The sequence below is a fragment of the Mycobacterium sp. genome (genome assembly GCF_040509115.1).
Classification (GTDB): Bacteria; Actinomycetota; Actinomycetes; order Mycobacteriales; family Mycobacteriaceae; genus Mycobacterium.
Genome location: NZ_JBEVLO010000567.1, coordinates 1 through 21,448, shown reverse-complemented (window position 1 = coordinate 21,448; position 21,448 = coordinate 1). Strand labels below are relative to the sequence as shown.

At 68.5% G+C, this 21,448-nt stretch carries 17 protein-coding genes; 9 read left to right on the top strand and 8 right to left on the bottom strand.

What is annotated here, in order from left to right:
• Nucleotides 1–72: 72 nt before the first annotated feature.
• Complete coding sequence (locus ABW137_RS37635; RefSeq protein WP_526408396.1) at nucleotides 73–2,691, top strand: helix-turn-helix transcriptional regulator; 2,619 nt, start codon at nucleotides 73–75, stop codon at nucleotides 2,689–2,691.
• A 13-nt stretch (nucleotides 2,692–2,704) separates the two neighbouring features.
• Here ABW137_RS37635 and ABW137_RS37630 read toward each other — a convergent pair whose 3' ends face one another.
• The gene (locus ABW137_RS37630) at nucleotides 2,705–2,914 is read right to left on the bottom strand and encodes a hypothetical protein (protein ID WP_526408394.1); all 210 of its coding nucleotides are present in this window, start codon (nucleotides 2,912–2,914) and stop codon (nucleotides 2,705–2,707) included.
• Nucleotides 2,915–3,231: 317 nt separating this feature from the next.
• Between ABW137_RS37630 and ABW137_RS37625 the strand changes: the two genes are divergently transcribed.
• Together ABW137_RS37625 and ABW137_RS37620 are read left to right on the top strand one after the other, a co-directional pair.
• Nucleotides 3,232–4,419, top strand: coding sequence for a metallophosphoesterase (locus ABW137_RS37625; RefSeq protein WP_526408392.1), 1,188 nt, complete (start codon nucleotides 3,232–3,234; stop codon nucleotides 4,417–4,419).
• Nucleotides 4,420–4,426: 7 nt separating this feature from the next.
• Nucleotides 4,427–5,314: an endonuclease/exonuclease/phosphatase family protein gene (locus ABW137_RS37620; protein WP_526408390.1), complete on the top strand. Its 888-nt coding sequence runs from the start codon at nucleotides 4,427–4,429 to the stop codon at nucleotides 5,312–5,314.
• Here ABW137_RS37620 and ABW137_RS37615 read toward each other — a convergent pair.
• From ABW137_RS37615 to ABW137_RS37600, 4 genes are all read right to left on the bottom strand, one after another.
• Nucleotides 5,304–6,332 carry a CobW family GTP-binding protein gene (locus ABW137_RS37615; protein ID WP_526408388.1) on the bottom strand — a complete coding sequence of 343 codons (1,029 nt, stop codon included), beginning with the start codon at nucleotides 6,330–6,332 and terminating at the stop codon, nucleotides 5,304–5,306. The two genes, ABW137_RS37620 and ABW137_RS37615, sit on opposite strands and share 11 nt — an antisense overlap.
• A gap of 75 nt (nucleotides 6,333–6,407) precedes the next feature.
• A complete protein-coding gene (locus ABW137_RS37610) occupies nucleotides 6,408–7,763 on the bottom strand; it encodes an MFS transporter (RefSeq protein ID WP_526408386.1) in 1,356 nt (451 codons plus the stop codon).
• A gap of 46 nt (nucleotides 7,764–7,809) precedes the next feature.
• Nucleotides 7,810–8,676, bottom strand: coding sequence for a shikimate dehydrogenase family protein (locus tag ABW137_RS37605; RefSeq protein ID WP_526408384.1), 867 nt, complete (start codon nucleotides 8,674–8,676; stop codon nucleotides 7,810–7,812).
• 105 nt (nucleotides 8,677–8,781) lie between these two features.
• Entirely contained in the window at nucleotides 8,782–9,423 is a 642-nt protein-coding gene (locus tag ABW137_RS37600; protein WP_526408382.1) for a TetR/AcrR family transcriptional regulator, read from the bottom strand.
• Between the two features lie 97 nt (nucleotides 9,424–9,520).
• On the opposite strand from ABW137_RS37600, the gene ABW137_RS37595 reads away from it, so the two are divergent.
• On the top strand, nucleotides 9,521–11,332 hold the full coding sequence (locus tag ABW137_RS37595; RefSeq protein WP_526408380.1) for a bifunctional sugar phosphate isomerase/epimerase/4-hydroxyphenylpyruvate dioxygenase family protein: 1,812 nt from the start codon (nucleotides 9,521–9,523) through the stop codon (nucleotides 11,330–11,332).
• Between the two features lie 60 nt (nucleotides 11,333–11,392).
• On the opposite strand, the gene ABW137_RS37590 is transcribed toward ABW137_RS37595, so the two are convergent.
• Nucleotides 11,393–11,848 carry a tellurite resistance TerB family protein gene (locus ABW137_RS37590; protein WP_526408378.1) on the bottom strand — a complete coding sequence of 152 codons (456 nt, stop codon included), beginning with the start codon at nucleotides 11,846–11,848 and terminating at the stop codon, nucleotides 11,393–11,395.
• A gap of 148 nt (nucleotides 11,849–11,996) precedes the next feature.
• Between ABW137_RS37590 and ABW137_RS37585 the strand changes: the two genes are divergently transcribed.
• The 3 genes from ABW137_RS37585 to ABW137_RS37575 are packed head-to-tail and all read left to right on the top strand — an operon-like array spanning nucleotide 11,997 to nucleotide 15,434.
• A complete protein-coding gene (locus tag ABW137_RS37585) occupies nucleotides 11,997–12,713 on the top strand; it encodes a DUF1275 family protein (RefSeq protein ID WP_526408376.1) in 717 nt (238 codons plus the stop codon).
• Nucleotides 12,706–14,169 (top strand): class II fumarate hydratase, encoded by a 1,464-nt coding sequence (gene fumC / locus ABW137_RS37580; RefSeq protein WP_526408374.1) that lies wholly within the window; start codon nucleotides 12,706–12,708, stop codon nucleotides 14,167–14,169. The genes ABW137_RS37585 and fumC overlap by 8 nt, the downstream gene beginning before the upstream one ends.
• Entirely contained in the window at nucleotides 14,169–15,434 is a 1,266-nt protein-coding gene (locus ABW137_RS37575) for a threonine/serine exporter family protein (RefSeq protein WP_526408372.1), read from the top strand. The genes fumC and ABW137_RS37575 overlap by 1 nt, the downstream gene beginning before the upstream one ends.
• 7 nt (nucleotides 15,435–15,441) lie before the next feature.
• Here the strand turns inward: ABW137_RS37575 and ABW137_RS37570 are convergent, their stop codons facing one another.
• Nucleotides 15,442–15,903, bottom strand: a complete 462-nt coding sequence (locus ABW137_RS37570) for a winged helix-turn-helix transcriptional regulator (RefSeq protein WP_526408418.1) — start codon at nucleotides 15,901–15,903, stop codon at nucleotides 15,442–15,444.
• Nucleotides 15,904–16,011: 108 nt separating this feature from the next.
• Here ABW137_RS37570 and car point away from each other — a divergent pair, with 108 nt between their 5' ends.
• Entirely contained in the window at nucleotides 16,012–19,524 is a 3,513-nt protein-coding gene (gene car, locus ABW137_RS37565; RefSeq protein ID WP_526408370.1) for a carboxylic acid reductase, read from the top strand.
• 49 nt (nucleotides 19,525–19,573) lie between these two features.
• Nucleotides 19,574–20,788, top strand: a complete 1,215-nt coding sequence (locus ABW137_RS37560) for a DUF7373 family lipoprotein (protein ID WP_526408368.1) — start codon at nucleotides 19,574–19,576, stop codon at nucleotides 20,786–20,788.
• Between the two features lie 3 nt (nucleotides 20,789–20,791).
• Here ABW137_RS37560 and ABW137_RS37555 read toward each other — a convergent pair.
• On the bottom strand, nucleotides 20,792–21,448 hold a 657-nt coding region (locus tag ABW137_RS37555), incomplete at its 5' end, for an SDR family oxidoreductase (RefSeq protein ID WP_526408367.1).

Sequence of the window (21,448 nt, the reverse complement as noted above, 5' to 3'; positions counted from 1 at the left end):
CGCCGAAATCACCCCGGGGGTGATATTGACGAGTCTGCAACATCGAACGCGGGGGCCTCCTAATCTGTGGACGTGCGGTTGGCCTGGCCGCTAGCCGGCCGAATGACCGAGATGCGGATGATCGACGACGCAATCTCGGATCCCGACGCGTCGGGAATCGTCATCAGCGGGTCCGCAGGCGTGGGCAAGAGCCGCATCGCCCGCGAAGCGCTCGACAGGGCCGCCTCGAATGGCTGTGCCGTCCACTGGATCGTCGGGACGACGTCGGCGCGCACGATTCCCCTTGGCGCACTTGCCAAGTGGGTGGGCCCGGGAGGTGCCGACCGGCTCGGGCTGATCCGCACCGTGATCGACTCCCTGACCGCTCGGACACCCGGCACCCAGGTCGTCATCGGGGTCGACGACGTCCCATTGCTCGACGATCTGTCGACGTTCGTCGTGCACCAGATCGTCGAGCGGCACCAGGCCAAGGCCGTGCTCACCGTCCGCGACGACGAGCCCGTACGCGTTGCGACACGCGAGGTATGGAAGGTCGGACGGTTCGACCGCCTTGATCTCCAACCACTCTCGCGACACGACACGGCCGCCCTGGTCGCAACCACCCTGGGCGGGCCGCTCGACCCCGACGCCGAACTCAAACTCTGGGAGCTCACCAGGGGCAACGTCCTGTACCTGTGCAACATCGTCGAGCAGGAGGTCAACGACGGTCGAATCGTCGAACATCGCGGCTTTTGGCGGTGGATCGGCGATCCCGTCATGCCGCCGGGCCTCGTCGAACTCATCGAGTCCCGGATCGGATCGTTGCCGCCGTCGGTCAGCGATGTGATCGACACACTCGCCGTCGGTGAACCCATCGACCTGCGGTCGCTGACCAGGATCACCGATCCGGCCGCGGTCGAGGAGGCGGACGAGCGCGGCCTCATCACGCTCGACCGGGTCCACGATCGAGTCGAGGCCCGCGTCGCGCACCCGCTCTACGGCGAGGTGCGAAGGAACCGCGCGCCGCCCGTCCGGCTGCGTCGCCTGCGCGGGCTGGTCGATGCCGAGCTCGCAGGCTCCGAGGACCGCGACGATCTGCGGGTCGTGGTGCGCCGCGCCGCGTTGAGCCTGGACTCCGACCTCGAGCCCGACGTCGGCCTCCTCGTCAGGGCGGCACAGGGGGCGGCCTGGATGTGGGATCTTCCGCTCGCTGACCGGCTGGCAAGCGCCGCAGTTCGGGCCGGTGACGTCGTCGAGGCCAACTTCGTCCGTGCCTACGTGCTGTCGTGCCTCGGCAGGGGGGTGGAGGCCGACTCCGTACTGGCCGGGATTCCGGTCGGGGACCTGGACGACACGCAGGCCGCCCGGCTGGCGTTCCGGCGGGCCACCAACAGGCTGTTCACGCTGGCTGACCCCACCGCCGCCAAGAAGTTGATCGACGACGCCTGGGCCAGCACGCCGCGACACGCGCGGAGCTGTCTCGACGCGTTCCTCGCCGTCTACTGGGCGGCGATGGGCAGGCCGAATGCCGTCCGGGCGTTCTCGGAGACGTTCGTCTGGGATCGACTGCCCGACGTCCTCGCCACCCGACTGAGTGCGTGGGCGACGACCGTCGCCGCCGGTGATGCCGGTCGCACCGCGGAGGCCGCGGCCGCGGCGGAATCGGGCTACCTCGTCCCAGTGCGCTCGTTCGTCATCATCGCGGACGGTCACGTGAGCGCCCTTCTCTTGGCGGGCCAGATCGCCGAGGCGCAGGAGCCTGCGCAGCTGCTGCGTCGGCTGGCCGCCGACTTTCCGGCGAGCCAGTTCGTGGTCCTCGGCACGGCGCTGGCCGGTCGCGCCGCGCTCGGCGCGGGTCGCCTTGACACCGCCTGCGGGCTGCTCGAACCGATCGTCGAGTCGCTGGGTGCCTCCGGCGAGACCAACGGCTGGAGCTATCGGTGTCAGATTCCGTACGCGGCTGCGCTGGCGATGCGCGGCGAGACGGAACGGGCCGCCGCGGCGCTCACGGCGCTCGACGAGCAGCGGCATCCGAGCTGGCGGTACCTGCACTACGAGCATGCGATTGCCAGCGCGTGGGTTGCCGCGTGCACCGGCCTGGTCACCGACGCCATCGCGACGGTGCTGGCGGCCGCCGAAACGGCTTGCAAGAACGGTCAATTCGCAGCCGAGGTGATGTGCCTGCAGACCGCAACGCAGTTTGGCGACCGCACCTGCGCGACCAGATTGCGGGCACTCGAGGCGACGGTGGAGGGACCTCGGGTGCAGATTGCCGCCCGTTTCGCGGAGGCTCTACGTGCCGGTGACGCCGCCGAATTGGAGTCCGTCTCGGACGATCTTGAGCGCATGGGCGACGTGGTGGCCGCGGTCGACGCGGTGTGTCATGCGGCCCTCGTGTACCGCCGGTCGGATCTGCGCGGCTCGTCGCTGGGATGCGCGGCGCGTGGCGAGGACCTCGCGCGTCGATGCGGCCGTGCGATCACGCCTGCGCTGCGCCAGGCCTCGGAGCGACTGCCGCTCACCGACCGCGAACGCGAAGTCGTCATGCTCATCGGGGAAGGCCTGTCCAACCGCGAGATCGCCGCCCGTCTGACGCTGTCCAGCCGCACGGTCGAGACCCACGTCTACCGCGCCATGACCAAGACGGGGACGACGACGCGCGATCAGCTGGCCACCCTGCTCAGCCCGCGGCGAGCCCCGACCCGAGAGTGACCCGCGCGAACGCTCACAGTCGATGCATCGCCCGATCCATGCTGGAGGAGTCGAGGTAGCTCATTCGCCCGGGCGGGCGTGGCGTTGCCCGGCGGGCGCCGTCCGTGCGGACCGCCGCCGCGCGATGCATGGTCGCCTGCACCGAGTGGGTGGTGTCCGTCCACCACTTCGGGATGGCAGGAAGATGAAGCATCCCCGGATGCGGCATGAATGCATGCGCCATGTCGAGCCCCCTCGTTCGCGGAAGGCCGTCTCGACCCGCCGTATGGGAGATCGTCGGTCCTGCCGCGCACAGGGGTGTCAGTAACGCGGTACTGACATCGCAAGTCGTTGCGCGACAACGGTACTCACGCCACCTACCGGCATATTGATCAGCAACCGGGCAAAACTCGCTGTGGTGCGGTAGGCGAGGTCGCGGCAACCGCCCGGCGGGGGCGACCACCGGAGCGCCGGGCCACCGATCGCGACGTCGAGCGCGGCTGCCTGCCGCAGGTACCCTCGCAGGTACTGCCCCACGAGACAGATCGAGGCGTTCGCGCGATGTCAGAATCCCAGTCCGTTCAGGTCGAAGATGCCCCGCGCGGGAGGTCCCGCAGCAGGCTGTTCCGCCTGACCCTCGTCTTCGGCATCGTCACGATCCTGCTCGCCGTGCCGTGGTGGAACCTGCTGGCGGCGGGGACGCAGTGGCCGACGCCCGCGGTGGTCGTTGGCACGTTGGTGTTTGCCGCGGCCTTCGTGGCATTGCCGGCGCTGATGTTCCTCGGCCACGGTGGCCGTCGGCCGGACTGGGCCGCAGTGACCGCCGATGCGCTCCTCGGCGGGGTCTGGGTGCTGTTCGTCTGGTCAGTGCTCGCACAGCTGCTGCGGCTGGCGCTGGTGGTGTTCGGCGTCGCCGACCCGACGCGTTCACGACTGGTGGCCGGGGTGATCGTCGCGGTCGTCGTCGTCCTGCTCGCGTGGGGCTACGCCGAGGCGATGCGGGTTCCCCGGGTCAAGCGCGTCGACGTCGTGATTCCCCGACTCGGCGCGGGACTCGACGGGCTGCGCGTGGCGATGATCACCGACACCCACTACGGCCCGATCGACCGCAGCCGGTGGTCGGTCGGAGTGAAGGACCGGGTCAACGAGCTCGACGCCGACCTGGTGTGCCACGTCGGCGACATCGCCGACGGAACCGTGGCCGCCAGGGACGTCCAGGCGCGCCCACTCGAGGAGATGCGCGGCAAGCTTGGCCGCGTCTACGTCACCGGCAACCACGAGTACTACGGCGAGGCGCAGGCCTGGCTCGACTACGTCGATGGCATCGGCTGGAATGCGTTGCACAACCGGCACGTCGTCGTCGAGCGCGGTGGCGACCGGCTCGTGGTCGCGGGGGTCGACGACGCGACCGCACGCGGGTCCGGGCTGGACGGGCACGGCGCCGACCTCGACGCCGCGCTGGCAGGCACCGATCCCACGCTGCCGGTGCTGCTGCTCGCGCACCAGCCCAAGCAGGTGGCCGAAGCGATCCGGGCCGGTGTCGACCTGCAGATCTCCGGGCACACCCACGGCGGGCAGATCTGGCCGTTCAACTTCATGGTTCGGCTCGACCAGCCGTCGGTGCACGGGCTGAGCGCCCACGGTGAACGGACCCAGCTCTACACCAGCCGAGGGACCGGCTTCTGGGGTCCACCGTTTCGGGTGTTCGCGCCTAGCGAGATCACCGAACTGACCCTGCGCCGGGCGTGAGCGGCCGTTGAGAACTCGTCGCCGCGCGATTCCCGTCGGGGGTTTCGACGCGGCGTCGGGCCTCTGGCGGGCCACCGACTCCGAAGCGAGCGCGTGGTTGCGGCGCGACCGGCTGACGGTGGCGACGTTCAACATCTGGTTCAACGAGTTCTACGCGCCGGAACGCTACCGGGCGATCTGCGACGTGTTGGCCCGAAATCGCCCGGATGTCATGGTGTTTCAGGAGGTCACGCCGCAGGCGCTGACCACGTTCCTGGATCAGCCGTGGATCAGGGAGCACTACCGCCGCGCGGAGTTCACCGGCGACGGGCTCAACTACGGCATGTTGCTGCTGTCGCGTTTGCCGGTGAACCGCGTCGCCTACGCAAGCCTGCCGACCCGGTTGGATCGAGGCTTTCTGGTCGCCGACTTCACCGTCAACGCCCAGGATCTCCGCGTCGCCGCGATCCACTTGGAGAGCGGAAAGGCCGCCTCTGGCCTGAGGGCGCGCCAGCTGCGCATGATCTTCCGTTCCCTGCGCAGATCCGAAAGTGCGCTCGTCCTCGGCGATTTCAACATGCGCGACACCGAGAACGGGATCATCTCCAGGGACTACCGCGACGTGTGGCCCACCCTGCGGCCCGACGACGACGGCTTCACCGAGGACACGTCGATCAACCTGATGCGCTACGACATGAAGAACAAGCACCGGCACGTGCGGTTCGACCGGGTGTTGGTGAAGGGCGACCAGTGGGTGGCGACCCACATCGAGTTGCTGGGCACCAAGCCGATCGACTATGCGCTGCCGAGGGTGTTCCCGTCGGATCACTTCGGCGTGCTGTGCAGGTTCGAGCATCGTCCCGCCGTCGCCAAAGTCAGCCGGGGCAAACGGCTTTGGGTGCATCTCAGAAACTGAGCCGCCGGTACCGCTGCAGTCGCCGCAGGTCGACGTCGGACACCGTGGTCTCTCGCGGGGCCAGTGCGGCGTGCACGCGGTGGCGTACGTCGTCGACGTCGAGATTCGTTCCGATGGCCACCAGACAATTCGCCTTCGCCTTCGGCGGCGCGGCGGCGACGTGAATCGACGTGCCGACCACGTTCACCGCGTAGCGGCGGATGCGGGCGCGGTGCCGCACGGCGACCGTGCCCTTGATGCGGTACACGCCCGCGGGCGGCTTCTCGAGAAGGTCGAAGAGCGCGCCGGGATCGACGCAGCCGTCGCCGGTCACGGTGACCGAGGCGGCATGGACGTGGTCGTGGACGTGATCGTGGTCGGCGGCGTCGGCATTGATGAGCAACTCGCGGAAGGACAGCTGGCCGGTGGCCTCGACGGACTCGGCGGCGTCGTACAGCAGTGCCGGATCGATCCTGGCTCCGACGGCGCCGACGACGTGGGCGTGCGGATTGCGTTCGCGCACACGCAGTTCGATGCGCTCGAGCAGGACGGCGCGGTCGCCTTCGGGGATCTGGTCGAGCTTGTTGACCACCACCAGCGATGCCGCGCCGTACCGCGCGGGTGGAACCCCGCCGTGGTCCACGACGTCGAAGTGCGTGGCGGCGTCGATGACGTCGACGACACCGCCGGGCCGCACCCGTTCGACGCCGCTGAATCCGATCAGGCGCGACACCGCGACGGGCTCGGCCAGTCCGCTGGCCTCGACGATGATGGCGTCCAGGGCCAGTCGCGGGTCGGCGAGCTTCTGTAGTGCCTCGTCCAGCGTCCCGTCGTCGGGCAGGCAGCAGACGCAGCCACCGGCGATCGAGACCGGCTCGTCGACCTGACCGGTGACCAACGCGGCATCGACGTTGACGTCGCCAAAGTCGTTGATGACGACGCCGATCCGCGCGCCAGGTGCGCGCAGTACGTGGTTGAGGAGGCTCGTCTTGCCTGCGCCGAGGTATCCGGTCAGGGCGATGACGGGGATCGGCTGCACGCCGAAGAGTCTAGGGCCACACGCCAAGATGCCCCGCGGGCAGCAGCCCGCAGGGCATCCGTCGGCTCAGTCGTCCTAGTGGTCGATCAGATCCCTGGCCGACTGCTGGCCCTTCTGGCCGAGCAGCGCGGTAGGAACGTCCTTTGTCTCGCGGGCGGTCAGCGCCGCGGCGGCGGCGATGACGCACACGACGGCGGTGAAGATGCCGATGACCACCCAGCCACCCTCCCGGATGCCACCGAGCGCGGTCACGATCGTCGGCGCGAAGCCGGCCACCAGGAATCCGAGTTGGGTGCCGATCGCGACTCCGGAGAACCGCACCTTGGTGCTGAACATCTCGTTGTAGAACGACGGCCACACCGCGTTGGCGGCGCTGTAGCCGAACGCGAAGGTGGCGATGGCCAGGACGAACGTCAGAACGTGGTCGTCATTGCTCATCGAGAGCATGTAGAAGGGCATCAGCGCGGCCGAGGACAGGGCGCCGTAGACGAAGACCGGCTTGCGGCCGATCCGGTCGGCGAGCATGCCGAACAGCGGCTGGGTGCCCAGCGCGACGACGTTGGCGACGACCACCAACCACAGCGTGAGGTCGGCGGGCAGGCCCACTTTCTTGCCGTACGCGATGGCCAGGGTTCCGAAGACCGTTGACACCGCGGCGATGAAGGCGCAGAAGAAGACCCGCAGCACGTCGCGCCAGTGGTCGCGCATCAGCGGCTTGAGTGGCATCTTCGCGATGTCGCCCGCAGCCTTGGCCTCTTCGAACTCGGGTGTCTCGTGCAGCTTGCGGCGGATGAAGTAGGCGACCAGGACGACGACCGCACTGAGCCAGAACGGGACGCGCCAGCCCCAGGAGAGTTCGGCTTCGTCCGAGAGCGACACGAACGGGATGAGCACCAGCGACGCCAGGATGAGACCGCCCTGGGTTCCCGTCAGCGTCCAGGACGTGTAGAACGCGCGCTTGTGGTCGGGGGCGTGCTCGAGGGTCAGCGAGCTGGCCCCCGCCTGCTCGCCCGCGGCCGAGAAGCCTTGCAGCAGTCGGCAAAGCACTAGCAGTCCGAGCCCGAGGTAGCCGGCCGTGCCATACGTGGGGAGGCAGCCGATCGCGAAGGTCGAGACACCCATCAGGACGATGGTGAACATCAAGACCTTTTGGCGGCCGATCCGGTCTCCGTAGTGGCCCAGCACGAACGCGCCGACGGGGCGGGCGAAGTATGCGACGCCGAAGGTGGCGAATGACATCACCAGCGCGCCCTGACCTCCGCCGGCGGGAAAGAACACCCTGGGAAAGATGAGCGCTGCGGCCTGGCCGAAGAGGAAGAAGTCGTAGTACTCGACCGCACTTCCCATGAAGCTGGCCAGCGCGGCACGTACCGGCGTGCGCGCCGGTTCGGGAGGTGCACCGCCTGCTGAGTTGCGGTTGGTGACGGTCATCGGATTCCTCCTAGTTTCCTGCGGACATCTCGGTAATTTGTGCGGATCAGCCGACGAGGCTTCTGAAGTGCCGCGACATCCTCGCGGCGTCCGGCGTGATGCCGGTGATCAGCTCGAACGCGGTGGTGGCCTGGTGCACGGCCATGTGACCGCCGTCGAGCGTGCGGCAGCCGACCCGTCGTGCCGCGGCGAGTAGCGCGGTGTCGAGCGGGCGGTAGACGATGTCGGCGACCCACAGCTCGGGGTGCAGCAGCGACTCGTCGAAGGCCATACCGGGGTGGTCGGCCATGCCGGTCGGGGTGCAGTGCGCGATGCCGTCGCTCTGGGCGAGAAGGACGGCGAGCTTGTCGAAGGCCGACGCGTCGATCCTGGCCTCGGGGTGCCTGGCGGACAGCTCGTGGGCCAGCGCGGCGCCGCGGTCGACGTCGAGGTCGACGACGGTGAGGTGGTCGGCGCCCAGTTCGAGCAGGGCGTGGCCGACGGCGGCTCCCGCGCCGCCGGCGCCGAGCATCACGACGTTGGCGGTGTGTGCACCGGGCAGGCCCTCGCGGAAGCCGGTGGCGAAGCCGGGTGCGTCGGTGTTGTAGCCGACGGTGCGATCTTTCTCGAAGACCACGGTGTTGACGGCGCCGAGGGCGGCGGCTGCGTCGTCAACGGTGTCGAGGTGTTCGATGACCAGTTGCTTGCAGGGGTGCGTGACGTTGAGTGCGTCGTAGCCGAGAGCGCGGGCCCAGGTGAGGACCTCGCCGATCCGTTCGGGGGCAACGCCGATCTCACGGAGATCGATGGTGCGGTAGACGTAGTCCAGGCCGTTGGCGCGGCCCTCGGCCATGTGCATTGCCGGGGTGAGGGAGGGCCCCACGCCGATACCGACGAGGCCGACCAGGAAGGGGCCGGCGGGGGAGGAGTTCATCGCCACGGTTCACCGTTCTGCTTAATGTACTAACTGGTACGTACAGAAAGTAGAGCAGTGTGGCGCCGGTCTCGTCAACCCCCAATCGGTGACGGGGATCTCGGTCTAGTGGGTGGTGAGCCAGCCGACGACGACGTCGCCGATCATTCGGCGCAGGTGAGCGCGCTGGGACAGCTCGGTGAAGTCGACGCCGAAGAGGAATCCGAAGGTGTGCCGGTTGGCGACCTGAAAGACGCAGTACGAGCTGATGACGATGTGCACGTCGAGCGCGTCGACGTCGGCACGGAAGGCGCCGGCCGCCCGGCCCCGCTCGAGGATCTCGTCGAGGAGCGACGTCGCGGGCCGTGACATGGTGCGCAACGAGTCGAGCTGGCTGATGAACGCGCCGCGGTGGATGTTCTCGATCGATACCAGGCGGATGAAGGCCTGGTGATCGAGGTGGTGGTCGAAGGTCAGCTCGGCGATGCGGCGCATTGCCACGACGGGGTCGACGTGGTCTACCTGCAGCTTCTGCTCCGCCTCGCGAATTCCGCGGTAGGCGTTCTCCAGCACCGCCAGGTAGAGCTGCTCCTTGCCGCCGAAGTAGTAGTAGATCATCCGCTTGGTGGTCCTGGTGCGCTCCGCGATCTCGTCCACCCGCGCCCCCGAGTAGCCGGACTCGGCGAACACCTCGGTGGCGATGGCAAGCACTTCGGCGCGCGTCCGCTCGGCGTCGCGCTGCAGTTCCCGTTTCGGCTCGGCGGCCACGGTCGGCAGCTTACTTGGGCGAACGGATCCACTTTCCGGCCTGGGCTTCCCAATGTATTAACTGTTTAGTACATTGAGGTGTGATTGGAGGCACACCATGAGGACGTCGATTGCGACCGTCTCGATCAGCGGCTCCCTCGTCGAGAAGCTGCACGCCTGCGCGGCGGCCGGTTTCGACGGCGTTGAGATCTTCGAGCCCGACCTGATCGCCAGCGACCACAGCCCCGAGGAGATCCGCGGGCTGGCCCGCCGCCTCGGCCTGACGCTTGACCTCTATCAACCACTGCGCGACCTCGAAGGGGTCGACGAGACCACCTTCACCGACAACCTGCGTCGCGCCGCCGCCACCTTTGCGACCGCCCAGCGGCTCGGCATCGACACCGTGCTGGTGTGCAGCAACGTCGCCACCGCGACGATCGACTCCGACGAACACTCCGCAGAACAACTCCGCCGTCTCGGCGACGTCGCGCTGGGCTACGGCGTCAAGATCGCCTTCGAGGCGTTGGCCTGGGGGCGCTTCGTCGACGACTACCGCCGCGCCTGGCGCATCGTCGAGATCGCCGACCATCCCGCCGTCGGGGTCTGCCTCGACAGCTTCCACGTACTCTCCCGCGGCCACGACCCGGCCGCGATCGAGGACATCCCCGGCGACAAGATCTTCTATCTGCAACTCGCCGACGCCCCCGCTCTGTCCATGGACGTGCTGTCGTGGAGCAGACACCACCGGCTGTTCCCCGGTGAGGGCGACTTCGACCTGCCCACCTTCGTCGCGCACGTCCTGACGACGGGATTCGACGGACCGCTGTCGCTCGAGGTCTTCAACGACACGTTCCGCCAGACCGATCCGGACCGCACCGCCGTCCACGCCCTTCGGTCCCTGGTGTGGTTGCAGGACAAGGTCGCCGCGCTGCCAGGGGCGATAGGGGACCCCAGGCTGACCCCGGTGACCGACGCCAAGCCACCGGTCGGCTTCGACTTCGTCGAACTCAAGGCGGAGGACACCAGCGAGGTCGAGATGCTGCTCGAGCAGCTGGGCTTCACAGCGCGGGGACGGCATCGCACCAAGCCCGTATCGCTGTGGGCGACGGGCGACGTGCGCATCGTGCTCAACGAGCATCTGGCCCGCGACCTGGAACCACACGTCGCCGCGGTGGGGTTGCAGGTGCCCGACGGCAAGGCGACCTCGGGGCGGGCCGCGGATCTGATGGCCCCGCCGACCTACCGCCGGACCTATGCTGCCGAACAGCCACTCGACGGTGCAATCGCGCCCGACGGCACCGAGTTCTTCTGGGTGACGGCCCCGCCCGCCGGGTCGCCGCCCGCCTGGGTGGACGAGTTCGAGAACGGGCTACCCGCGTCCCCCGGCACGTCGGTGCAGGCGATCGACCACGTCAACCTCGCGGTGCCGTGGCAGACGGCCGACGAGGCGGTGTTGTTCCTCACCAGCGTCTTCGGCCTCGCCGCGGACGCGCCTGCCGAGGTTGCGGGACCCAGCGGCCTGGTGCGCAGCCAGGTGATGCGCACCGAGGATGGCTCGATTCGGTTGCCGCTCAACGTCGCACCGCACGTTCTTGCGCAGTCGGCGATGCCGCAGCACGTCGCGTTTGCGTGCACCGACGTCGTCGACTTCGCGCGTGCCGCCCGCGCAAGGGGGCTCGAGTTCCTCGCCGTGCCCGACAACTACTACGACTACGTGGCGGGTCGCTTCGGGGTGGACGCCGCGACCGTCGCCGAACTCCGCAAGCTCGATCTGCTCTACGACCGCCGCCCCGACGGCTCGTTCATCCACTTCTACACGCGCACCGTGGGGACCGTCTTCTTCGAATTCGTCCAGCGGATAGGACATTACGACGGCTACGGCACCGACAACGCGCCCGTCCGACTGGCCGCGCAGCGAGCCAACCGCTAGCGATCTCGGCGCGGAAACAGTCGCCAAGCGAACGTTGGCGCGCCGAAATCGCTGAAGCGCCTACAGCTCGAACTCGGCGGGGTCGATGCCGACGGCGTGGCAGGCCCCGCGCACCGCTGCCTTCTCGTGATCGTCGAACAGACCGTCGGCGCCGCCGATGATGATGCCGATCTGAATCACGGCGCGGGCCTGGTCGGGCTTGGTGCGCAGCTTGCCGATCGTGGCGGTCGCCTCGACCTTGCCGAACTCGAAGTCACTAGAGAGCTTGCTGCAGTACCACTCGAACTTCTCTTGCAGCTCGTGCGGCGGGAAGTGGCTCAGCGACTGATTGGTCGCGATCAGGCCCGCGGTCTTCTGCCGCTCGGCAGGGTCGATGGTGCCGTCGGCGGCGGCGATGAGCGCGCACATCGCCATCGATGCGTTCGCGAACTCCTTGTTCTTGAACTGGCTCGTCTTCGTCGCGAGCTGAGTGTTCAACTCCTGCGCCCTGGTCTTGAGCTGGTCCCAGAATGCCACGCAAATCCTCCTCGATCGGGTCGCTTCTTGTCTAGTGCGGCCAACGGGTGGGGCGGACGGAAGGTTCCTGCGCTACCGGCCAACACCCAGGAAGAGGTGATGCCAGCATCAGCGACGTGCCCGTTCGGGTAGCCCAGAATGAACAATCATGACGGCGCAGGGTGAGCAGCGAAGGCGCTGGCCGCTCGCCGTTGCCGCGGCGCTGGCCTTCGGAGCCGGGGCGCTCGACGTCGTCGCGCTCACCCACCTCGGCAACGTCTTCGCCAGCGTCATGACGGGCAACCTGGCGCTGATGGGCCTTGGCGTCGCCCGCCTCGACCCCGCCACGATCAGTCACACCGCGGCGGCCGTCCTCAGCTACGGCGTGGGGGTCGCGATCGGTGCGCGCATCACCGGTGCGCATGATCCGGCCGGGCCCGCGTGGCCGCGGTCGGTGACCGCGACCCTCGGGGTCGAATTGGTCGTGCTGTGCGGGTTGGCCGCCGGGTGGATGGTGACCGACGGGACCCCGAAGGGGCTGGTGCAGATGGGCTTGCTGGTGGCCGCGGCGACGAGCATGGGACTGCAGGGTGCGGCGATGCGCGGCATCGGTGTTCCACTGGCCACCACGTACCTCACCGGCACGCTGACCGCACTCGTCGCGGCACGGGCCGGGGCGCCGCGAACCCGCGGTGAGGCGGCGGGCGCGGTGGCACTCGTCGCGGCCGTCGCTGGGGCGGCGAGTAGCGGGGTGCTGCTCGCCGTCGCGCCCATCGTGACACCGTTGCTGTGCGTACTACCCATCGCCGCGGTGGTGGGCACCGCCGAGTTCCATCGGCGCACGGCCAAGCAATTGCAACGCAACGAAGGGGAAAGCAATGAATGATGCTGCCGCAGAGCGGATTCCGACCTACACCGACGTGCCGGTCGGAATCGACGCGACGGGCATGCGCAGCGAGTTCGACAGTCTCGGCGCCGTCGACGTGCCCGCCGATCGGTACTGGGGGGCGCAGACGCAGAGGTCGCTGATCCACTTCTCCATCGGCAACGACCACATGCCGATCGAGGTCTACCGGGCCTACGGCTTCGTGAAGAAGGCGTGCGCCCTGGTCAACGAGCGTGCGGGCCGGCTGGCGGACTGGCGGGCGAAGGTCATCGTGCAGGCGGCCGACGAGGCGATCGCGGGAAAGCTCGACGACGAATTCCCGCTGTTCGTGTGGCAGACGGGCTCGGGCACGCAGAGCAACATGAACGTCAACGAGGTGCTGTCCAACCGCGCGATCCAGCTTCTCGGCGGCACGCTCGGCAGTCAGCAACCCGTCGGCCCGAATGACCACGTGAACATGGGCCAGAGCAGCAACGACACCTTTCCGACGGCCATGCACATCGCTGCCGTCACCGAATTCGACGACCGCCTGATCCCCAGCGTGCAGGCGCTGCAAAAGGACATCGAGGCCAAGGCCGCCCAGTGGGCCGACGTGGTGAAGATCGGCCGCACCCACCTGGAGGATGCCGTGCCGCTCACCGTCGGCCAGGAGTGGTCGGGGTACGCCGCCCAACTGGCCGCGTGCATCGCGGAGCTACGCCACGCCCGCGAGGGACTGCTCGAACTGGCGGTCGGCGGGACGGCGGTGGGCACCGGGCTGAACGCGCCCGAGGGGTTCAGCGCCGACGTCGCCGCCGAGCTGGCTGGGCTGACCGGCGCTCCGTACGTCACCGCGCCGAACAAGTTCGCCGCGTTGGGCTCGCTGGACCCCATGGTCCGAGCGCACGCAGCGATGCGCGGTCTGGCCGTCGCACTGATGAAGATCGCGAACGACATGCGCTGGCTGGCCTCCGGACCGCGGTGCGGCTTGGGTGAGCTGGTGCTGCCCGCCAACGAGCCCGGCTCGTCGATCATGCCAGGCAAGGTGAACCCCACCCAGTGCGAGGCGCTGGTGATGATCGCGATCCAGGTGATGGGCAACGACACCGCGGTGGCGCTGGCCGGCTCCCAGGGCAACTTCGAGCTCAACGCGATGCGGCCCGTCATCATCAACAACGTGCTGCACTCCGCAAGGATCCTCGGCGACGGATGCGCGAAGTTCCTCGAATTCTCGGTCAGCGGAACGACGTTGAATCGGGACCGGATCGGACAGTACGTGTCGGAGAGTCTGATGTTGGTGACGGCGCTCAGCCCGGTGATCGGCTACCAGAACGCGGCGCACATCGCCGAGGACGCCCTTGCCAAGGGCACGACGCTGCGTGACGCCGCGATCGCGTCCGGTCACGTCACCGCCGAACGGTTCGATGCCGTCGTCAACCCACTCGACATGGTCGGCGACGGCGTCGGCGGCGCTTGATGGCGGGCGCGGTCGACCGGGACGACGCCCCCGCCGGTCCCGGTGAGCCCGACGCGATCGACACCGTGCTGACGGCGGCCGCCCTTCTGCACGCCAACGGCCAGTCCACCAGCATGACGCTGACGGCGGTCGAGCGGTTGAACCGTGGGCTGAAGACGACGAGCACCCTGGTCCCGGCGTGGGCGTCGCTGATGCTCATCGGGTCGGCCAACCAGATCCGCGTGGCCGCCGTGTCGCCGACCGAGGTGAACATGCGGCGGGTCGCCGCCGCGATGGCGGTCGTCGACCGTGCGCAGGACGGGCCGCTCGACGAGGACGCCGTGCGACGTGAACTGGTCGGTGCGCGAAGCGAATCAGCCTCCAACACGATCCTCTTCGTGTCGGCGTGCGCGACCGGTGCGGGCGCACTCGCGCTGATCTTCGGTGCGCAGCACCCGCTCACCGTGCTGGCCGCGGCGGTGAGCGCCGCCCTCGGTGGCCTCGTCCGACGCACCCTCGGCCGATTCGGAATGGGCATCCTCACCCAGGACTTCGCAGCCGCGCTGGTGGCTGGTCTTGTCGGCGTCGCTGCGGTCGCCATGCACGTCGACGATGCGTTGGGCCTGGTGGTCCTGTGCCCTGCGATGGTCCTGGTGCCCGGTCCACACGTCCTCAATGGGGCTCTCGATCTGCTGGGAATGCGCATCACCCTCGGCATCGCCCGCCTCGGCTATGCGGCGTTGATACTCGCGGCGATCGCCGCCGGGTTGATCCTCGGCCTCGCCATCGGTGGCCATGGCATCTCGGTCGCCCAGAGCGGGGCGGCGGTGCCGCTCTACGTGGACGTGCTCGCGGCGGGTGTCGCCGCGGCGTCGTATCCCGTCTTCTTCTCGATGCCGTACCGGATGATCGTCTGGCCCGTCGTCGTCGGCATGCTCGCCCACGCCGCCCACTGGTGGGCACTCACGGTGTGGCACGCCGACCTCGCCGCTGCGGCGCTGATCTCCTGTCTGATGGTGGGCGTGATCCTGGTGCCGGTCTCGCACCGTCTTCGGATACCGTTCGCGGCGATCGGGTTCGCGTCGGTCGTTGCACTGGTGCCTGGTGTCTACGTGTTCCGCATGCTCAGTGGCATGGTGCAGTTCGCCTACGTACCGAGTGCGGAACTGCTGACGTCGCTCACGTCCGACGGGGTCACCGCGGCCCTGGTGGTCGTCGCGATGGCGACTGGTTTGGCGGTGCCGATGCACGCCTATGCGGTCCGTACGGGGCAGCGAGCACCGTAGGTCGGCGTCAGCGGCGACGGGCCTCGATGTCGCCGGTGGTGACGAGATGCCCCTCGGTGCAGCGCATTTCGGCGGCAATCGAATGCCCGCAATCGGTATGCGTCAGCGCAATCTTGCCGCCGTCGGAGCGCACCCACCGGTCGCCCCAGCGCATCAGGGCGACGATGGCGGGCAGGAGGTCCGAGCCCTTCTCCGTGAGGTGGTAGTCCTCGCGGCTGCGTTGCCCCGCAACGTGATACGGGCGCCGCTCCAGAAGCCCCGCGTCGACCAGCTCCTTGAGCCTGGCGGCCGTGATCTTCTCGCTGAGCTGCGCGCGCCGGACGAACTCGTCGAAGCGGTGAGCCCCGTAGAAGGCCTCGCGCAGCAGCAGCATGCTGGCCCTTCGGCCGACGACCTCCAGTGCGGCCACCATCGAGCAGTCGTCCGCGGACCAGCCATCCCGGTCGCTGAGGGCACCCGTCAGAGTCATGGACGTCACACCCGAATCCTCGCATGCTGACTTGCCTGGAATAAAGTCAGCGTCGTAACCTCTGACTATACCAGAGTAAAGTCAGCTATCAACCGATCCGAGGTACCGATGACGATCGAAGCGCCCGTCCAACCATTGCCGTCCCAGCTCGCCGACGACCCGCAGATCGTCGCCGCGGCCCCCAAGCCCGAGGTGATGGCCGCGGCGCGGGCGGCGGGCCTGCGGCTACCCGAGGTGCTCGCCACCCTTGTCGAGGGGTACGCCGACCGCCCCGCCCTCGGCAGACGCGCGCGAACCCTCGTCGACGATGCGACCGGCCGCAGGTCGGTCCGACTGCTCCCCGAGTTCGAGACCGTCACCTACCGCGACCTGTGGTCCGAGGTGGCCGCGGCGGCCGCCGCATGGAGTCAGGCGCCGCACGCGCCGCTACGCCCAGGGGACTTCGTCGCGACCATCGGCTTCGCGAGCGCCGACTACCTGACCGTCGACCTGGTCTGCGCCTACCTGGGCCTGGTCGCCGTGCCCCTTCAGCACAACGCCCCCGCATCCCGGCTGCAGCCGATCCTCGCCGAAACCGAGCCCGCCGTGCTCGCGGTCAGCGCGGCATACCTCGACCTCGCCGTCGAGTCGGTGCTTGGCAGTGACACGCTGCGCAGGCTCGTCGTCTTCGACTTCGCGGCCGAGGTCGACGCCGATCGCGAAGGCCTCCGGCGGGCCGAGAACGCGCTGGCCGCCGCGGGGATGAACGTCGTCGTCGAGACCCTCGCCGACGTCGTCGCCCACGGCCGGACGCTGCCGGAGACACCGATCTACACCGGAGGCGACCAGGATCGCCTCGCGATGATCCTCTACACGTCGGGCAGCACGGGCGCGCCGAAGGGCGCGATGTGGACCGAGAAGATGGTGTCGACGCTGTGGACGCTGCCGTTGAAGTCCGCCGAGTTCCCCGTCCTCAACGTCAACTTCATGCCGCTCAACCATCTCGGCGGCCGGATCCCGCTCTCCTCGGCGTTCCAGGCGGGTGGCACCAGCTACTTCGTCCCCGAAAGCGACCTGTCGACGTTGTTCGAGGACTGGTCCCTGGTGCGTCCCACCGACCTGGGCCTGGTCCCTCGGGTGGTCGACATGTTGTTCCAGCACTACCAGCACCGCCTGCAGCGCCTGCTCTCCGACGGGGTCGACGAGGCGACGGCCGACGCCGTCGCCAAGGCCGAACTCCGCGACGAGGTGCTCGGCGGGCGCGTCCTCGGTGGGTTCGTCAGCACCGCACCGCTGTCTGCCGAGATGAAGACCTTCATCGAGTCCTGCCTGCGTGTGGAGATCGTCGACGCCTACGGGCTGACCGAGATCGGCGCCGTGACGACGGACGGTGTGGTGGTGCGCCCGTTGGTCATCGACTACAAGCTCGTCGACGTACCAGAGCTCGGCTACTTCAACACCGACTTGCCTTACCCCCGAGGCGAATTGCTGGTCAAGAGCAATGGGGCCACCCCCGGCTACTACAAACGACCGGAGGTCACCGCCGAGGTCTTCGACGCCAACGGCTACTACCGCACCGGTGACGTGATGGCTGAGGTCGCCCCCGACCACCTGGTCTACGTCGACCGGCGCAACAACGTCATCAAGCTCTCGCAAGGCGAATTCGTCGCGGTCGCCAACCTGGAGGCCGTCTACGCGGCCGCACCGCTGGTGCGCCAGATCTTCCTGTACGGCAATAGCGAGCGACCGTCGCTGCTGGCCGTGGTGGTCCCCACCGCCGCCGCCATCGACCGCTTCGCCGGAGACGACGACGGGCTGAAAGCCGCCATCCGCGAGGCACTTTCGCAGACCGCCCGTCTCGCAGAGCTGCAATCCTACGAGATCCCCGCCGACGTGTTGGTCGAGACCACGCCGTTCAGTGCCGCCAACGGACTCCTGTCCGGGGTGGGAAAGCTGTTGCGGCCCAAGCTCAAGGAGCACTACGGTGCCGTCCTGGAACAGATGTACGCCGACCTCGACGACGCCAGGGCCGACGAGCTCCGCGCCCTCCGCGACGCGGCCGCGCACCAGCCCGTGCTCGACTCCGTCGTGCAGGCCGCGACGGCGTTGCTGGGCCTGTCGGGAGCAGCGCCCGAACCCGAGGCCCAATTCCTGGACCTCGGCGGCGATTCGCTGTCGGCGCTCACCTTCTCCAACCTGATGCGGGAGGTGTTCGGCGTCGAGGTGCCAGTGGGCGTCATCATCGGACCCACCACCACCCTGGCCGACATCGCGCGTCACGTGGAGAAGGAGATCGAGGGCGGCTCCACCCGCCCGACCGCCGCCACCGTGCACGGGCCCGACGCCGCGGAGATCAAGGCCGCCGACCTCACCCTCGAGGCGTTCCTGCCCGCCGACCTGCTCTCGGCCGCCGCCACCCTCCCACCGGTGCCCGCCGGCGCGCCGCGCACCGTGCTACTGACCGGTGCCAACGGATATCTCGGCAAGTTCCTTGCGCTGGATTGGCTGCGCCGCCTCGCGGCCGGGGGCGGGACCCTGGTGTGCGTGGTCCGCGGCAACGACGTCGCATCGGCGCGCGCTCGGCTCGAAGACGCCTTCGGCGTGGAGGATCCCGCGCTGCTGTCCGAGTTCCGGGAACTGGCCGCCGAGCATCTCGTCGTGATCGTCGGCGACGTTGCCGAGCCAAACTTCGGCCTCGAGAAGGAGAGCTGGCAGCGGCTGACCGAGACCGTCGACGCGATCGTGCATCCCGCGGCCTTGGTCAACCACGTGCTGCCGTACACACAACTGTTCGGCCCCAACGTCGTTGGCACCGCCGAGGTGATCCGACTCGCGTTGACCGCGCGGCTCAAGCCCATCTCCTACGTGTCCACCGTGTCGGTGGCGATGACCGTGCCGCCGGACCGCTTCGAGGAGGACGGTGACATTCGTGCGATCAGTCCCGTCCGACCCATCGACGACTCGTACGCCAACGGCTACGGGAACAGCAAGTGGGCGGGCGAAGTGTTGCTCCGGGAGGCGTACGACCGGTTCGGACTGCCGGTGTCGGTGTTCCGCTCCGGGATGATCCTGGCTCACCGCCACCATGCCGGGCAGCTCAACGTGCCGGACATGTTCACCCGATTGATCTTCAGCGTGTTGGCGACCGGTCTGGCCCCGACGTCGTTCTACGAGACCGACGCCGACGGACAGCGGCAACGTGCGCACTACGACGGGCTGCCGGTCGACTTCGTGGCGGAGGCCATCGTCACGCTCGGCGCCGATCCCGCAGGCGGATTCCGATCCTTCGACGTGATGAACCCCCACGACGACGGGATCTCGCTCGACGTCTTCGTCGACTGGTTGATCGATGCGGGCCACCCCATCCGTCGCGTCGAGGACTACGGCGAGTGGCTCAGTCGCTTCGAGACCGCGCTGAAGGCGTTGCCCGAAGCTCAGCGGCAGCAGTCGGTGCTACCACTTCTGCACGCATATGGCAGGCCGGATGTGCCGCTTCGTGGAGCTCTGGCACCGGCAGCGGCATTCCAGACTGCCGTCCGTAGCTCGAAGATCGGTCTCGACGAAGACATTCCGCAACTTTCCAGGTCGTTCATCGAGAAGTACGCGTCCGATCTCCGGCTTCTCAACCTGCTGACGAGTTAGCTGCGCCCCGTTAGGTTGGACCCTCGGGCAGTGGCGAGGGGAGAGGCACATGCGGCGCACGTTGCAATGGGGGGCAGTCGCGCTGTGTGCGTTGACCGTGGCGGGTTGCGGAGGCGGTGCCGGTGGCGGCGAGACCACGATCGCCGGCACCGCGTCGACGACGACGGTGTCTCCGCCTCCGATCGTCGGCGCGGATCGCCTCGACGTCGGCCCCTATCCGAGGGCGCCTCGCCCCCCACTGGGGACGGCCGGTGATGCGGCGACGGGTGCCATCGCGCAAGCGCAGCAGTTGGCGTCCTTCGTCATCGGGCCGTGGGAGGTCGACGACAGTCTGACCACCCCATATTTGAGCAGCTACTACGTGATCAACGGTCCGACCCCGCTGCAGCAACTGGGACCCGAGGGCATCGCGCTCGCCGCGGGTGAACACGACCTTCTGTACGGCTTCGCCTCCGCGCGGGAAGCCGACGACGAGAACGGCGCGATGGTGAACGCCGTGCTGCGCTTCCCGGACACGGCGCTGGCATCCGCCGCCAGCGCCGCGATGGCCACCGCGGCGGTCGGCCAATCGATCGCGGGCGTCACTCCGACGCCAACCGCGGTCCCCGGTCATCCCGACGCGGCCGCGTCGACCTATCCGTTCACGCCCAGCGGATCGGGTCAACCGCGGGCCACGGTAAGGGCTTTCGTCCCCCATGGCCCCTACGTGTTCATGCAGTTCGTCCAGTCGACCGACGGCGTCGATGCCGCGGCGGCGTTGGTGGCCAAGGCATTCGACGCGCAGGGGCCGCTGGTGGATCAGTTCAAGGCGGTGGATCCGAGCGCGCTGGCCTCGGTGCCGCTGGATCCCACCGGCCTGCTGGCCAAGACGATTCCCGCCAGCCCCGGCGAGGGCGCCGCCAGGAATGCCGTCTACCAGACGCGCGGCGCGCAGCACTTCCAGAGCAACCCGATCGCCTCGACGAAGTTGTTCGACGACAACGGCGTTAGCGAGGTCGCGATGGGCCAGACCAATGTCTACAAGACCAAGGATGCAGTGACGGCGAAGGTAGTCACCGAGTCGTTCAACGCCGAGGTCAACGCCGACGGCACCACCGCCGCCCCATCGGTCGCTGCGCTGCCGGACAGCCACTGCCTGGCCCTGTCGCAGCAGTTCTACTGCGTGGCGCCGGCAGCCGAATACGCCATCGAGGTGCGGTCGGACGCACTGCCCGACGCGCAGCAGCAGGTGTCGGCCCAGTACGCCATGCTGACGGCGAAGTGAGCGTCAGGTCGACGTGCCGCTGGCGGTCGTGGCGATGCCGCCGTCGACGGGTATCACCGTTCCGGTGAGGTAGGAGCCGGCCCTGCTGGCGAGGAAGATCGCGATGCCTGCCATGTCGTCGTCGCGTCCGATCCGACGCAGCGGGGCCGACGCGGCGATGGCGTCTCCGAACGCGTCCAGCGTGGCTGCCATCATCTTCGACGGAAAGGGTCCTGGCGCAACGGCGTTCACCGTGACGTGCTGCGGCCCCAACTCCCTGGCGAGCACCCTGGTGAGTTGGTGTAGCGCGGCCTTGCTGCTGGCATAGGAGTACACCGGGAGCGGGCTGACGTGGATGCCGTCGATGCTGCCCACGTTGATGATGCGGGCGGGATCGTCCTGGGTGCCCGCCAGGGTCAGTGCGGGCAGGAACGCCTGCACCAGCCAGAACGGCGACTTGAGGTTGAGGTCAATGACCTTGTCCCAGGCCGAGTCGGGGAAGCTCGCCAGCGGCTCGCCCCATGTCGCGCCTGCGTTGTTGACGAGGATGTCGAGTCGGTCCGTTGCGCCGAGCACCTCGTCGGCGAGACGCAGGCACTCGTCGTGCCGTGACAGGTCGGCGGCGATGGCGCGGACGTCGCCGAACCGAGACAGCTGCTCGGTCGCCGCTGCGCAGGCATC